The following is a 13,423-nucleotide window of genomic DNA, read 5'->3' as shown; positions in this document are numbered from 1 at the left end:
AGTGAAACGGCTCAGACGTGCGTGTTCCAGTAGGAGACGGAGGCCAGTTTATCGCCGAGCGGCGTCCCGCCGATGGCCGTGTCGATCGAGCGGATCGAGGCGGCCAGTTCGTTGGGCATCTTCCGGTAGAAGCCGTAGGGAAGCACCCAGTCGTGGTCCTCCTCGGCGAGTTCGAGTCCCGCGCCGTCCAGCAGGCGGTCGATCTCCCACCGGGAGTAGAGCCGAGAGCCCATCGGGAGCGCCCAGTTGTACAGCGAGCGCGTCGAGAACCGGTTGAACGTGTCGAAGAAGACCTGTTCCTTCGCGACCCGACGCATCTCCGCTAAGAAGGCGGCGGGCGTGTCGGCGAGGTGGAAGAACCGCATCGCCAACACGGTGTCGAAGTGATTGTCGGGGAACGGGAGCCGCGCGGCGTCGCCGCGCATGAACTCGACGCGGTCGTCGACGTCGGCGGCCTTCGCCTTCTCGCGTCCCTGCTGGAGCATCGGTCCGGAGATGTCCAGACCGGTGATGTCGGCCCCGCGCTCGGCGAGCATCACGGTGAACCGGCCGGTCCCGCAGGCGACTTCGAGGACCTTCTTCTCGTCGACCGGTCCGATGGCATCGAGCACCGCCTGCTTCTCTCGGCGGTCGATGAGCCGCCCGCCGCGGGAGAAGCGTTTGGACTCGTACTCTTCGGCCACCGTGTCGGCCTGGTACCACTCCTGCCCTTTCACGCTCAATCGTCGCCACCCAGGGGATAAAACGATACTGGAATCCGGGCTCGGAACTCCCCGTCAGACGGTGCCTCGGTGACCGGGTCCCAAGTTTATTTCAAGGAGGAACGCGCGCTTTCGGACGCGATGACAGTCCTCTCCACGAATGACGAAGGGAAGTACCTCCTGGACGTCGAAGGCGAACAGATCGGTATCGTCACCGAAGTCGACGCCGACGCGCAGGTCGCGTTCGTCGAACCGGAACCCGGTCTCGCCGAGGCGTGGGTCCAGAGCTTCGGCTACGGCGACGCCGACGAGGACGACATCAAGGTCCCCGCGGACGCCGTCGAGACGGTGACGGACTCGGAGATCCGCGTCGCGAAGGACCTCTGACGGGTCGAATCGCCACCTCGCCTCGACCGCCGCCGCGGTCGGAACCTACCGCGGCGACGAAGACCGGTCGAACGAATATAAGGTGTATTTATACACACTAGAGTATCGATGTTGTTTGGTCACACATATAGCCAAGTTTTACCAAGAGGGTTGGACCATCGTCCAGTATGAGCACGACGACGACCGAAGATGTGACCCTGACGCCATTCTCGGAGAACGAAGAGTTCCGCGAGCGCCTGCGCGAACTCCCGCCGAGCGCGAAGCTCGTGGCGAAGGTGCTGGAGGACGACGCGCCCCTCTCGCAGGGCCAGCTCGCGGAGTCCTCGCTCCTGCCCGACCGCACGGTGCGCTACGCGCTGAACAGGCTAGAGGAGTCGGAACTCGTCGAGTCCCGGTACAGTTTCACCGACGCGCGAAAGCAGGTCTACTTCCTCAGCGCGTAAACTACCCCGCCCTACTCGCTCACGGCTTCACCGTTCGCTTCGTTGAGGGTGGGGTTTTCGCGTGGACTCCCGTTCTGGCCGCTGGCGGCGGCAGGCGAATACTCACCATTTACGTTCAGCGTCCCGCGATTCAAGCGCACGTTTACAGGTACGCCTCCGTCCGACGACTTTTGCGCCGAGCGGAGATGCTTCAGACCGATATTCTTCGCCGCGTTGTAGTCTGCGTGGGGGGTGTAGTCACATTTGAGGCACTCGAATACGTCCTGTCCGCTCGAAGTCGGGCGGTTGTTCTCATGGGTGAACCCACACTTGGAACACCGTTGGGAGGTGTACGCAGGATTCACCTGTTCAACCGAGATACCGAACATCTCGGCTTTGTACTCGACGTACTCGAACAGCCGTCGGAACGCCCATGCGTGGAATTTCTTGGCGTTCGGCATTCGCTCACAAATCCCTGTTAGGTTCTCGAACGCGATTACGGTACAGTCGTATTCGACGGCTTCCGTGACGAGTTCTTTCGAGACGGTGTGTAAGAAGTGGTTGTAGCGGCCCGTCTCGGTTCGTCCGACCGATTGGATGGTTTCGTGAGCGGCCCGCGTTCCACGCTGTTGGAGCGACCCGCGCCGTTTCTCGAACTCGCGGTGCCAGTGGTTCAACTCCAATCCGTTCCAGAACGCGCCCGTGGACGTGACGGCGACGTTTTCGATGCCGAGGTCAACGCCGAGGACTGTGCTGTGCCCGTCGTTGCCATCGCCGGCAGTCTCGATCTCCACGTTCGCTTTTGTTCGAACGTGAAGGTAGAACTCGCCGTCTCGGTAGTGGAGTTCCCCGCCCGTCACCTCGTAGTCGTCATTGAACAGGTATTCCGAGTGGGGCGTCTCGTGTCTCTCGTCGGGGAGGACGTACTCGGCGGTGATGCCGTCCTTCAACGGTCGAGAGCGTCGCGTGGTCGTCGTTGAACGTCGCACACCGCTTGTCGTAGACGAGCGTCGAAGTGGTGAAGTGCGGCTTCCCCGCGTAGTCACCTTGCTTCCACCGAGCGACGACGCTCTGTACGGCGTCGGCGGCCTTGTTGCGGGCGTTCTGGACGAGGTTCGCCTGGAGTCTCGTTTCGGATCGCACGTCGTCGTAGGTTTCGCGTTGGAGTTCGGCTTTGCTCGTGGTCTTGTACTCGCCTTGCCACGCGTGGTCTACGACGTAGTTAGCGGCCCACAGAAACTCGGAGATGGTATCGTGGAGGAGGACCGCGTCGCTGTCGGCCACGTCAAGTTTGACGGGGACGGTGCGACGTACCTCCATCCGTATTTCAGATGCAGCCCCTTTTCTTTATACCAATAACGGTCTGATAGGGAGTCGACCAGCCATCGAGCGTGGTTGGTGTAGTACCGTGTCGGTTTCCTCTCCGGCCTACTCGCTCCTTGAAGTCGGAGGCTCCACCTTGAATTACGCTGAACGCGGCGACCGCTCGCCGGAGTTTTCACCGTTCGTCTCGACGTGCCCGACGATGCCGTTGACACGGGTAGACCTCGAAGTGGCGACGCGCGCCCCGACCGGTCGGACGGCCGCGTATCTGAGCGACGGCCCGGAGGCGCTCCTGATAGACCCCGCGGCCCGAGCCGACGCGTTGGACGCCGCCGTCGCCGACACCCAGGTCAATCACGTCGCCGTGACGCACCATCACCCCGACCACGTCGGAGCGGTAGCTCACTACGCCCGCGAGACGGACGCGACGACCTGGGCGCGGCGCGGTCGTGCGGCCGACTTCGAGGCGGCCGCCGGCGTCGCGCCCGACCGTACCTTCGCCGAGGGAACGGCGATTCCGGCGGGCGACGGCGTCACCGTCCTCGACCTGCCCGGTCACGCGCCCGAACACGTCGGCTTCGAGACGGCCGCGGGCGTCGTCAGCGGCGACACGGCCGTCGCCCAGGGGAGCGTCGTCGTCGGCGCGCCGGAAGGCGACGTGCGAGCGTACCTGACCTCGCTCCGCCGCCTCCACGCGCGGGACCCGCCCCGGCTCCACCCCGGCCACGGGCCGACCATCACGGACCCGCGTGCGACGTGCGCGCGACTCCTCGCCCATCGCCTCGACCGCGAGCGACGGGTCCGCGCGGCCGTCGCCGGCGGGGCGTCGACGCTCGACGAAATCCTCGACGCCGCCTACGAGAAAGATCTGACCGGCGTCCGCGACCTCGCGCGGGCGACGGTCGCGGCGCATGTAGAGAAGTTGGCCGCCGAGGGCGCGCTCCGCTGGGACGGCGAGCGAGCGGTCCCGACGGGCGACGGCGACTGACGACTTTTTCAGCGTCGACGCCGAGGGGTCGATATGGACTCGCTCGAATCCGAACTCGAACGCGCCCGCGACCTCGACGCGTCGGCGCTCGCCGACGCCATCGAGACCATCGGGTTCGAGTGCACCCGCTGTGGAGCCTGCTGTAAGGCCGGCGAGACGGCTTGTGGAGGCGGTGACGACGATTCCGACGACGCTACTGACGAGTCCGACGCCGCCGACCCCGAACCACACACCGCGACGGTGTTTCCCGACGAGATACGCGAACTGCAGGCAGCGGGCGACTACGACTTCCGCGACGTCGCGCGGCCGATGCCCTACGGTATCGAACAGACGCCGGACGGTCCGCGGGGCGAGACGTTCGAGTGGGCGCTCCAGACCGACGAGTGCGGCGACTGTACGTTCTACGCCGAGGACGACGGGGGCGTCGGCGCGTGTACGGTCCACGAGGACCGCCCGCTCATCTGTCGGACCTACCCGTTCAGCGTCGGGTTGGGCGGGACCAGCCAGCCGATGGGCGAGGCGGTGGACGAGGAGGGGATGGTCCGCGCCCACGAGTGCGAGGGTCTCGGACGAGACATCTCGCGGGCGGACGCCGAGGAACTCGCCGCGGCGCTCAAGGAACGGGCGGTGCGCGAACTCGAAGAGGCCATCGGCGTCCGCGAGAACTACCGGCCGACGGAGCGCGACGGCGTCGTCGTCCACGACTCGGAGGGGCAGAAACGCCCCGACGGGACGCCGATAGACCGAGAGTGACTCAGACCTCTTCGTCGATGATCTCGCCGACGGCGAAGTTCGACTTGACTTCCGTGACCTCTATCTTGACGCGCTCGCCGATGTCCGCGTCCGGGACGATGATGACGTAGCCGCGTTCGACGCGGGCGATGCCGTCGCCCTGCTTCCCGATGTCTTCGATCTCGACGTACCGCGTCTCGCCGGGTTCGACCGGCGGTTGGGGCTGGTCCGGCGGCGTCTCCGCCTCACCGCGGTCCCCGTGGTCTTCGCTTTCGGCGTCCGCAGAGATGAGTGCGACCCGATACGTCCCCCCCTCCTCGATGGCTCCGGTGTCGACTTCGCGGCGCGGTATTTCGACGGTGTATCGCTCCCCGTCGTCGCTCACGGTAGCACTGAACAGACACAGCAGTTCGTCCGAGATTTCCAATGTGGTAGACCTCCGTTCGCCGTAATGTCCGCCAACTACTAAAGAACTGCTGGAGGCTGAGACGGTCCTCGTAGCGACCGCGCGCTCTGTTTCCTCCCCGTACCAATCGGCGTCACAGACGGTCGGTAGCCGCCGCCCAAATCGGGTAGGACGAGGAAAACCGCACGACGGCGAGCCGTTAACCGATCGTACCAAACCCGATAAGGGGATCTCCGTACAAGAGAGTAGTACAGCAATGAGCGCGACAGCACAGGCGACCGACAGCCCACTCTCGGAGAAACAGCGCCGCATCCTGGACTACCTCGAAGCCAACGCCGGAGAGCAGACGTACTTCAAGTCGCGGCTCATCGGCGAGGAGCTCGGCCTCTCCGCGAAGGAAGTGGGAACGAACATGACCGCGATCGCCGACGGCGACCACGCCCTCGACGTCGAGAAGTGGGGGTACTCCTCCTCGACGACGTGGATGGTCGAAGCCTGAATCGGCGGCCACGCCGCGGCTGCCGGCGTTTCACTCACCGCGTCTCTTCTTTCGGTCCGACTCCGAGCGGCGGCTACGGGTCGTAGCGGAACAGCGAGTCCGCCTCGCTCGCCAGCGCGGCGGCGTCGTCGCCGAAGGAGTCGGCGTAGCGCACGATGAGCGTCAGAATCGTCTCCGGTTCGGTGATGGCGTAGCTCCCCTCTCTCGTAAGCAGTCCCGCCGCTTCGAGGTCGGCGGCGTAGTTGCTGATGGTCGGCCGCGAGACGTCGAGCGCACTCGCCAGTTCCGAGGCGGTGATCGAGGGGTCACGCAGCAGCGCGACGAGCATCCCGCGGGCCGTCGCCCGGCGGAGATACCCCAGCGTCACCTGTTCGAACTCGGAGAACTGGCCGGCCGGGAAGTACCGGCGGTAGTCGCCGTCCTTGCGCGAGGCGACGATGTTCTCCTTCTCTAACTTGTGGAGGTGGTGCTGGGCCTCGCCGGTACCCAGTTGCAGGTCGTCGCGGAGCTTCGAGAAGTGCGCGCCCGGGTGGGCGGAGACGTAGCCCGCGATGGCGTCGGGGGCGTCGCTGTCGCTCCCGTCGTCGGTGAAGCGGGCGAGGGGACTGGCAGCGCCGAGGGCGGCGAAGCGACGCAGCGTCGCGCGCTTGTCCTCGTCGACGCCGCCGTCCCGAGTCATGTCTCAGTTGAAGTGATAACGCTACAAAACGTCTTCGGCTACGCTTGCTGGTCCGTGTCGTCGATGCCGTCGGTGTCGTCCGGACCGCCGGCGACGTCGGTTTTCGTCGTGTCACCCTCGAGGTCGGCGTCCATCTGTTCGATGACCTCGTCGGCGTTGTCGACGCCCGAGTCCTGGCCGCGCTTTATCTTCTGGGCCTCCTCCTCCATCGCTTCGACGTCGACCTCGGCCTCCTCGTCGATCTGGCCGAGGATTTCCTCGATGTCGTCCAAGCCGAGCATCTCGCGGGTCTCGGCGTCGAAGTCCAGGGCGTCGAGAACGTGGCCGTTCTCCTTGACGTCGCTGCCGGAGAGGTGCTTGCCGTAGCGGCCCACGAGCGACGTGAGTTCCTGCGGGAGGACGAACGTCGTCGATTCGGACTTGCCCATCTCGCCCAGCGTCTCCATCCCCTTGTCGATGACGGCGCGCTCGCCCATCGACTCGGCGGACTTCGCTCGCAGGACCGTCGAGATGGCGTCACCCTGCGCTTCGAGAATCTGGCTCTGCTTCTCACCCTGTGCGCGGATGATGTTGGACTGCTTGTCACCTTCGGCCGTCTCGATGGCGGAGCGCCGTTCACCCTGCGCTTCGAGAATCATGGCGCGGCGTTTGCGCTCCGCGGAGGTCTGTTGCTCCATGGCCTGCTGGACGTCCTTCGAGGGGTTGACCTCGCGGACCTCCACCGATTCGACGCGGACGCCCCACTCGTCGGTGGGCTCGTCCAGTTCCTTCCGGATGCGGGCGTTGATCTCCTGGCGCTTGTTCAGCGTGTCGTCGAGTTCCATGTCGCCCAGGACGGCGCGGAGGGTGGTCTGGGCGAGGTTGGAGACGGCGCGCTCGTAGTTGTCGACTTCGAGGAAGGCCTTCTTCGGGTCCATCACCTTGATGTAGACGACGGCGTCGGCGGTGACCGGCGAGTTGTCGCGGGTGATGGCTTCCTGCCGCGGCACGTCGAGCGTCTGCGTTCGCATGTCGAAACGGGTCACGTCCGAGACGAAGGGATAGATGAAGTGGATCCCCTGATCGAGGATGCCGCGGTACGTCCCGAGGACGGTGTACGCGCCCTTCTGGTACGGGCGGATGATCACGACGCTGGAGTACACCAGCGCGATGGCTAACAGGAGGAAGATCACCGTGACGAAGCCGATGATTCCTCCGATCTGCAGCGGTACTAGCGCGGGGAACATAACGATTGGAACTCAGGAGCGGCGAAAGAAAAGCCTTTGGCGTGTCTGTCACAAACTGACGTATCGCACGCCGCTCGTTCAGGCGCGCTCGGACTCGGTGTCCGGTTCGCGCGCGTCGGATTCGCGTTCGTCGGTCGTCGCCCGGTCGCGCTCGAGCGCCCGGTCGATGTCGTCGCCCGCGCTCCCGACGGGTTCGACTTTCAGGACGTTGCCGCCGCCGGGGTCGACCACCAGCACTTCGGTCCCCTCCTCGATGTCGCCGTCGATGGCGCGGGCCTGATAGTAGGGGTTGAAGCCGCCGTCTTCCAGTTTCACTTCGCCGGAGCTACGGGTAACTCGTTCCGTGACGGTGCCGAATTGCCCCTGCAGCGAACTCGAACTCAGCGTCTGGCCGCGGCTGCCGCCGGCGAAATCGAGCTGACGGTACCCCCACAGCGTCGCCGCCGTCGTCAGCAGGACGACCACCGTGAGGATGATCGGCGCGAGAAGGCCCAGACTCGCCGGGATGAACAACCCGACGAGACCCGCCGTCAACAGGGCGACGCCGAGGACGAAGAAGTGCGTACCCGGCGCGAACGCCTCGGCGGCGACGAGCCCGGCACCGGCCAGAAACAACAGCAGGGAGAGGGACATACTGAACAGTGGGTCGACCTGTGCGGGCGCGAGAGCGAGGGCGACCGGGGGGAACGCCATGTCTCGGTGTAGGGCGGCCGCGGGATTAAGTGTCGGGGTCCGTCCGGGTGAAGAGGCCGTAACAGAGCACCGTTCCGATGGCTACCGTCGCCGTGATCGCGGCGAGGGTCGTCGGCGCGTAGACGACGCTCCCGACGAACATCTGTCCGAGGGCGAGGGTGGCGATGTACACGCCCAGCGCGACGAACGCCGTGTTCTCCGCGCCCGGCGTCCCCGGTTCCACGTCGCCCGCCGGAGAGAACGACCCCGCGACCGCCCCCTCCTCGTCGTCGGGTTCGTCCTCCTCGACGCGGATGACGTCGGCTTCCGTGGCGTACTCGTACGTCTCGACGAAGTCGTCGCTCTCCTCGGCGGCCGGATCGTCGTCTCGCCCGTCGGCTGGCATAGTCTCCGCTACGCGGGCGGGCTACAAAAGTGACCGGCGACTCGCCTGTGGTTCGTTGACAATCGCCTCGATTGCCGACTGTGCTCTCGTTCACCTCCTCTTTTCGCCTCGAAAGGACGAAAAACCAACACAAGAGGGATAATCTTGGTGTGAGTTGAGTGAATCGATGGCCCTCTCCGACGTATTTCTCGCCCCCCTCGGCCTCGCCGCCCTCCTCGCGGCGGTCCCCATCGTCGTCCTGTATCTCATTCGCCCCGACCCGGAACGACTGGAGTTGCCGACGTTTCGGTTCCTGGCGAGCGAACAGCGCCAGCAGGCCACGAGTCCGCTGCTAGAGCGTCTCTCGCGGAGCGTCCTCCTCCTCGTGCAACTGGTCGTCGTCCTCCTCCTCGCGGTCGGGCTGGCGTCGCCGTACGTCCCCGTCTCAGAGCGCGCGACCGTCGAAGAGACGGTGCTCGTCGTGGATACGAGCGCCAGCATGACGACGGCCGACGGGTCGGGGACTCGGTTCGACCGAGCGATCGCGGCCGCTCGCGAGGAGGTGACCGGGACCACGTCCGTCGTCACCACGGCCGGCGGCGGGCAGGTCGTCCTCCAGCGCGGCCCGCCCAGCGAGGTCGAGTCGACGTTGGACGGGTTGACGGCGACGGACGGCCCCGGCGACCTCCGGTCGGCCGTCTCGCAGGCGACCGCGCTCGCCGGTGAGAACGCCCGCATCGTCGTGCTGAGCGACTTCGCCGGCGACGCGTGGGCCGACACCGTCACGACCGCCCGCGGGCGCGGCCTCAGCGTCGACCTCCGGCAGTTCGACGGCGGCGGGAGCGCGAACGTCGGCATCGTCGAACGCCGGTTCTCCGGGTCGGAGGTGACCGTCTCGGTGAAGAACTACGGCGACGAACCCGTGACGCGGACGGTCTCGCTCGGCGAGGGGAGCGCGCAGGTCGACCTCGGAGCGGGCGACGTCGCGACCGTCACGCTGCCGGTCCCCGCCGGCCGGAGCCGGGTCCGACTCTCGCCCGGCGACGACTTCCCCGTCGACGACAGCGTCGCCGTCGCCGCCCCCGAGGACCCGACTGTGGACGTACTGGTGCTGACCAACGACCGCAACCGCTACCTGACGACGGCGCTCTCGGTGGTCGACCAGGTCGATCTCACGGTCGACAGCCCGCCGACGACGGTCGACGACGGCTACGACGTCATCATCTACAGCAACGTCGACCCCGGTTCGCTACTGGCCGGGAACGTCGAGGCGGGCCGCGACGTCGTCGCCGACGGCGGCGGCGTCGCCATCCAGGCACAGCCCGAGATGCCCCAGAAGTACGGCGACCTGCTGTTGCTCGCCCCGGAAGACGTGCGGGCCGGGTCGACGATCGGTCAGACGAGACAGACGACGCTCACGCGCGGTATCGACTTCCAACCGCCCGACGAGTACGTCGGCGGCTCGCTCAAGGACGGTCAGGCGCTGGTCGAACTCGCCGACGGGACGCCGCTCATCGCGACCGCCGACCGCAACGGCGGCCGACTCATGTACTACGGCTACATCGAAGACCGGTCGAGTTTCAAGTACAACTACCAGTACCCCGTGTTCTGGAAACGCACAGTCTTCTCGCTGGCCGACCGAGCGCCGCTGTCGGCGCTGAACTACGGGACCGGCGAGCGAGCGCAGTTCGACGGCGACAGCGTCGACGGTCCCGACGGGGCCGTCGCCGGGCCGACCGTGACCCTCCAGCGGGCCGGCTTCTACACGAGCGGCGAGCGCACGGTGAGCGCCGCGCTGCTCGACGAACGGGAGTCCGACGTCGCCGTCGAGACGCTCGACGCCCGAGAGGGCGTCGACGGGAACCTGACGCGAGAGGAGCGCCGGACCGTGCCGAGACCGCTCACCGAGTACGCCGCGGTCGGCGCGCTGGCGGCGGCGCTCGCCGAGATCGGCTACCTCGGCCGGCGGGGTGACCTCTGATGGTGTCGTACACCCTCGCCGACGGCCTGCGGGTCGGCGTCGAGCACCTCTGGCCGCTGGCGGTGCTGCCCGTCGCCGTCGCCCTCCTGGCGTACGTCGTCGTCTGGGGCGAGTACGGCCCGCGGTCGGCCTCGGCGCGGAGCCGCCGGCTGCTGTTCGGGAGCCGCGTCCTCGTGGTCGCTCTCCTCGTCGTCGCCGCGATGGGGCCGTACACCGTCCAGACCCGGGAGACGGCGGGCGAGCCGAGCGTGACGCTGCTGGCCGACGAGTCGGCGAGCATGGCCGTCTACCCCAACACGACCGACTCGCTCGTCGGCGATATCGAGGCCGAGGGCGTGCCGGTGACGAGGGCGACCGTCGGCAGCGGGAACGACTCCCGCCTCGGCGACGGCATCGCCGCGAACCTCCGGGAGAACGGCACCGTGGTCGTGCTCTCGGACGGGCAGGTGACCGACGGCCGGTCGCTCTCGGCGGCGGCCGAGGAGGCCAATGCGCTGAACGCGACGGTCAGTAACGTGGGCATCTCGCCGACGGAGACGGAACGCGCCGTCAGCATCGCCGGTCCGCAGACGGTCAGCGCCGGCCTGCCGACCGAGTTCACCGTCTCGCTCGGGGCGGTCGAACAGCCCGGGCCCGCGACGGTGACGGTCAGCGTCGACGGCGAGACGGTAACGACCGAGTCGGTCGAGGCGGGCGAGTCCTTCACCGTCAGCCGGTCGTTCAACGACACCGGCACCCACCGGATGACCGCGCGCGTCGAGGGCGAGGACGTCTACGACGTCAACGACGTCTACTACCGGAGCGTCCGCGTCGTGGAGCAACCCGACCTGCTGTACGTCTCGGGCGGCGACTACCCGCTCGGTGAGTACCTCTCCGACCTCTACGACGTGACCGAGGCCGAGACGGTCCCCGGCGACCTCGACAACTACTCGGCGGTCGTCGTCCAGGACCGGCCGGCGAACCGACTCGGGAACGTCAGCGCGCTGCAAGAGCACGTCATCGACGGCGGCGGCCTGGTGATGGTCGGCGGCGACAACGCCTACGACAACGGCGGCTACGAGGAGTCGCCCGTCGCCTCCATGCTGCCGGTCAGAGTCGGCAACGCCACCGGCGGGACGGCGAACATCGTCCTCGCCATCGACGTCTCCGGCAGTTCGAAGGAGGGGCTGGGCGTCCAGAAGGCGGTCGCGCTGGACGTCTTAGAGCAGCTGGGCGACGAGAACGAGGTCGGCGTCGTCGCGTTCAACTACCGAGCGTTCCGCGTCGCGGAACTGCAGCAACTCGGGGGTAACCGCGAGGCCATCGCCGACCGCATCCGCCGACTGCAGAGCGGCGGCGCGACGGACATCGCCGTCGGCCTGCAGGGGGCCGACGAGCTCATGGGCGACGAGGAGGGGACGATCATCCTGCTGAGCGACGGGAACGACTACCTCGGGCCGCCCTCGGCCGTCGCCAACCAGCTCGGCCGCGAGGGCACCCGCATCATCGGCGTCGGGGCCGCCAAGCGGGTCAACGAGCAGAAGATGAAGCGAATCGCCAGCGAGTCCGGCGGGTCGTACTTCTCGGCGAGCGAGACCGACCGCCTCCGGCTGCTGTTCGGCGGGGGTTCCCGGCGCTACGAGGGGCAGAACCTCACGATCGTCACGCCGGACACGTTCATCACCTCCGGCGTCACGCTGACCGCCAACCCCGGGCAGGCCAACCGCGTGGCGGTCAAGTCCGGCGCGGACTTCCAGGTCGCCACCGCGGACGGCGAACCGGCCATCGCCTCGTGGCGCTTCGGTCTCGGCCGCGTGGTCTCCGTCACCGCCTACGACGACGACGGGACGCTCGGGGGCCTGCTCCGACGGCCCGACTCGCTGGTCGTGACGAAGTCGGTCAACTACGCCGTCGGCGACCCCGCCCGGACCTCGACGGGCGTCACGGCCGTCAGCGACGCCCGCGTCGGCCGCGAGGCGACGCTCACCTACCGCGGCGAGAACCGCCCGTCGGCCGAGGACGTCAGCGTCCGGCAGGTGGGCGAGAACCTGTACGAGGGGACGTTCACGCCCCGGGAAGTCGGCTACCACGACGTCCTCGGCACCGAGTACGCCGCGAACTACCCCGCCGAGTACGGCGCGTTCGGCCGCTCACAGCAGCTCGGATCGGTCGTCGAGGCGACCGGCGGCCAGACGTTCGCCCCCGACGACGGAGCGGCCATCGCCCGCCTCGCCCGACAGCAGTCGACGCGGGTCCGAACCGTCCGCGACTCGTGGGGGTGGCTCGCGCTGCTCGCCGCGCTGCTGGTCTTCCTCGCGGAGGTCGTCGGCCGGCGCGTCCAGGTGTACCGCGGCCGCACTACGCTGGAGAGTGGTCTGCCATGAGCGCCATCGGTCGACGACTCAATCTGGGACTGCTCGCGCTCATCGTCCTCTCCGTCGCCGGGACGGCCGGCGCGACGGTGTTCTACCAGGACGCGACCAGCGACCTGCGGGCCCAGAACGACCGGTTGCAGGAGAAAAACGGCGAACTCCGGTCGGACCTGGAGACGGCCCGAACCCACCTCCAGGAGAACCGGACGCAGCTCCGGGAACTGCGCAACACGCTCGACACGCGAACGCAGGACGTCGACCAGGTGGCGAAGGAGCTCGACCGGACGAGCAGGCAGTTGAACGCGACCGAGAACCAGCTCGCAGAGACGCGCGCGGAACTGCGCGAGCGAGAGGCGCAAGTGGACGAACTCCAGTCGACGAACCGCGAACTGGACGGGGAGATCAGCGATCTCCGCGAGGAGCGGGACCGGCTCGAAGCGGAGGTCGCCGACCTCGAGAGCGACGTCGAGACGCTCCGCGGTGAACGGGACCAGTTACAGGAGGACGTCGAGGACCTCGAAGCCCAGATCGAGACGCTCGAAGCGGACGTCGCCGAGTTAGAAGAACGAGTCGAGACACTGGAATCGGAGAATTCCGAGATGGAGAGCGACCTCGAAACGCTCTGCAGCCAGGAGGAGAACGCCGGGAAACCGGCCTGCGAGGGGTACTGA

Annotated in this window: 14 protein-coding genes and 1 pseudogene; 8 read left to right on the top strand and 7 right to left on the bottom strand. The window is 67.2% G+C overall.

Features of this window, described 5'->3' with window-relative positions; all coding sequences use genetic code 11:
• Positions 1-11: 11 nt before the first annotated feature.
• Positions 12-716: a class I SAM-dependent methyltransferase gene (locus tag EGH23_RS00825; protein WP_220578140.1), complete on the bottom strand. Its 705-nt coding sequence runs from the start codon at positions 714-716 to the stop codon at positions 12-14.
• Positions 717-842: 126 nt separating this feature from the next.
• Between EGH23_RS00825 and EGH23_RS00820 the strand changes: the two genes are divergently transcribed.
• Positions 843-1,088: a hypothetical protein gene (locus EGH23_RS00820; protein WP_220578139.1), complete on the top strand. Its 246-nt coding sequence runs from the start codon at positions 843-845 to the stop codon at positions 1,086-1,088.
• Positions 1,089-1,255: 167 nt separating this feature from the next.
• Positions 1,256-1,531 carry a MarR family transcriptional regulator gene (locus tag EGH23_RS00815; RefSeq protein ID WP_135302106.1) on the top strand — a complete coding sequence of 92 codons (276 nt, stop codon included), beginning with the start codon at positions 1,256-1,258 and terminating at the stop codon, positions 1,529-1,531.
• 11 nt (positions 1,532-1,542) lie between these two features.
• Here the strand turns inward: EGH23_RS00815 and EGH23_RS00810 are convergent.
• Positions 1,543-2,830, bottom strand: a pseudogene (locus EGH23_RS00810) (RNA-guided endonuclease InsQ/TnpB family protein).
• A 205-nt stretch (positions 2,831-3,035) separates the two neighbouring features.
• Here EGH23_RS00810 and EGH23_RS00805 point away from each other — a divergent pair.
• Both EGH23_RS00805 and EGH23_RS00800 read left to right on the top strand, forming a co-directional pair.
• Complete coding sequence (locus EGH23_RS00805; RefSeq protein WP_220579195.1) at positions 3,036-3,821, top strand: MBL fold metallo-hydrolase; 786 nt, start codon at positions 3,036-3,038, stop codon at positions 3,819-3,821.
• Between the two features lie 33 nt (positions 3,822-3,854).
• Positions 3,855-4,574 (top strand): YkgJ family cysteine cluster protein, encoded by a 720-nt coding sequence (locus EGH23_RS00800; RefSeq protein WP_220578138.1) that lies wholly within the window; start codon positions 3,855-3,857, stop codon positions 4,572-4,574.
• A 1-nt stretch (position 4,575) separates the two neighbouring features.
• On the opposite strand, the gene EGH23_RS00795 is transcribed toward EGH23_RS00800, so the two are convergent.
• Positions 4,576-4,980: a TRAM domain-containing protein gene (locus EGH23_RS00795; RefSeq protein ID WP_220578137.1), complete on the bottom strand. Its 405-nt coding sequence runs from the start codon at positions 4,978-4,980 to the stop codon at positions 4,576-4,578.
• Positions 4,981-5,215: 235 nt separating this feature from the next.
• On the opposite strand from EGH23_RS00795, the gene EGH23_RS00790 reads away from it, so the two are divergent.
• Positions 5,216-5,458, top strand: a complete 243-nt coding sequence (locus EGH23_RS00790) for a DUF7123 family protein (protein ID WP_220578136.1) — start codon at positions 5,216-5,218, stop codon at positions 5,456-5,458.
• A gap of 73 nt (positions 5,459-5,531) precedes the next feature.
• Here EGH23_RS00790 and EGH23_RS00785 read toward each other — a convergent pair whose 3' ends face one another.
• From EGH23_RS00785 to EGH23_RS00770, 4 genes are all read right to left on the bottom strand, one after another.
• Positions 5,532-6,137 (bottom strand): winged helix-turn-helix transcriptional regulator, encoded by a 606-nt coding sequence (locus EGH23_RS00785; RefSeq protein ID WP_220578135.1) that lies wholly within the window; start codon positions 6,135-6,137, stop codon positions 5,532-5,534.
• Between the two features lie 38 nt (positions 6,138-6,175).
• Positions 6,176-7,363, bottom strand: a complete 1,188-nt coding sequence (locus EGH23_RS00780; protein ID WP_220578134.1) for an SPFH domain-containing protein — start codon at positions 7,361-7,363, stop codon at positions 6,176-6,178.
• A 78-nt stretch (positions 7,364-7,441) separates the two neighbouring features.
• Positions 7,442-8,056 carry an NfeD family protein gene (locus tag EGH23_RS00775; RefSeq protein WP_220578133.1) on the bottom strand — a complete coding sequence of 205 codons (615 nt, stop codon included), beginning with the start codon at positions 8,054-8,056 and terminating at the stop codon, positions 7,442-7,444.
• A 25-nt stretch (positions 8,057-8,081) separates the two neighbouring features.
• On the bottom strand, positions 8,082-8,441 hold the full coding sequence (locus EGH23_RS00770; RefSeq protein ID WP_220578132.1) for a DUF7312 domain-containing protein: 360 nt from the start codon (positions 8,439-8,441) through the stop codon (positions 8,082-8,084).
• Between the two features lie 166 nt (positions 8,442-8,607).
• On the opposite strand from EGH23_RS00770, the gene EGH23_RS00765 reads away from it, so the two are divergent.
• The 3 genes from EGH23_RS00765 to EGH23_RS00755 are packed head-to-tail and all read left to right on the top strand — an operon-like array spanning position 8,608 to position 13,423.
• A complete protein-coding gene (locus tag EGH23_RS00765) occupies positions 8,608-10,401 on the top strand; it encodes a vWA domain-containing protein (RefSeq protein ID WP_220578131.1) in 1,794 nt (597 codons plus the stop codon).
• On the top strand, positions 10,398-12,764 hold the full coding sequence (locus EGH23_RS00760) for a VWA domain-containing protein (protein WP_220579194.1): 2,367 nt from the start codon (positions 10,398-10,400) through the stop codon (positions 12,762-12,764). Before EGH23_RS00765 ends, EGH23_RS00760 begins: the two co-directional genes overlap by 4 nt.
• Positions 12,761-13,423, top strand: coding sequence for a DUF4201 domain-containing protein (locus tag EGH23_RS00755; RefSeq protein ID WP_220578130.1), 663 nt, complete (start codon positions 12,761-12,763; stop codon positions 13,421-13,423). Before EGH23_RS00760 ends, EGH23_RS00755 begins: the two co-directional genes overlap by 4 nt.

The organism is Haloarcula nitratireducens (assembly GCF_019599505.1).
This window is presented reverse-complemented; position numbering and strand designations above follow the sequence as displayed.

Bases quoted from the DNA above. Each gene is read 5' to 3' on its own strand.
- EGH23_RS00820 (WP_220578139.1), top strand. From the start codon at position 843: ATGACAGTCCTCTCCACGAATGACGAAGGGAAGTACCTCCTGGACGTC.
- EGH23_RS00815 (WP_135302106.1), top strand. From the start codon at position 1,256: ATGAGCACGACGACGACCGAAGATGTGACCCTGACGCCATTCTCGGAG.
- EGH23_RS00805 (WP_220579195.1), top strand. From the start codon at position 3,036: ATGCCGTTGACACGGGTAGACCTCGAAGTGGCGACGCGCGCCCCGACC.
- EGH23_RS00800 (WP_220578138.1), top strand. From the start codon at position 3,855: ATGGACTCGCTCGAATCCGAACTCGAACGCGCCCGCGACCTCGACGCG.
- EGH23_RS00790 (WP_220578136.1), top strand. From the start codon at position 5,216: ATGAGCGCGACAGCACAGGCGACCGACAGCCCACTCTCGGAGAAACAG.
- EGH23_RS00785 (WP_220578135.1), bottom strand. From the start codon at position 6,137: ATGACTCGGGACGGCGGCGTCGACGAGGACAAGCGCGCGACGCTGCGT.
- EGH23_RS00780 (WP_220578134.1), bottom strand. From the start codon at position 7,363: ATGTTCCCCGCGCTAGTACCGCTGCAGATCGGAGGAATCATCGGCTTC.
- EGH23_RS00775 (WP_220578133.1), bottom strand. From the start codon at position 8,056: ATGGCGTTCCCCCCGGTCGCCCTCGCTCTCGCGCCCGCACAGGTCGAC.
- EGH23_RS00770 (WP_220578132.1), bottom strand. From the start codon at position 8,441: ATGCCAGCCGACGGGCGAGACGACGATCCGGCCGCCGAGGAGAGCGAC.
- EGH23_RS00765 (WP_220578131.1), top strand. From the start codon at position 8,608: ATGGCCCTCTCCGACGTATTTCTCGCCCCCCTCGGCCTCGCCGCCCTC.
- EGH23_RS00755 (WP_220578130.1), top strand. From the start codon at position 12,761: ATGAGCGCCATCGGTCGACGACTCAATCTGGGACTGCTCGCGCTCATC.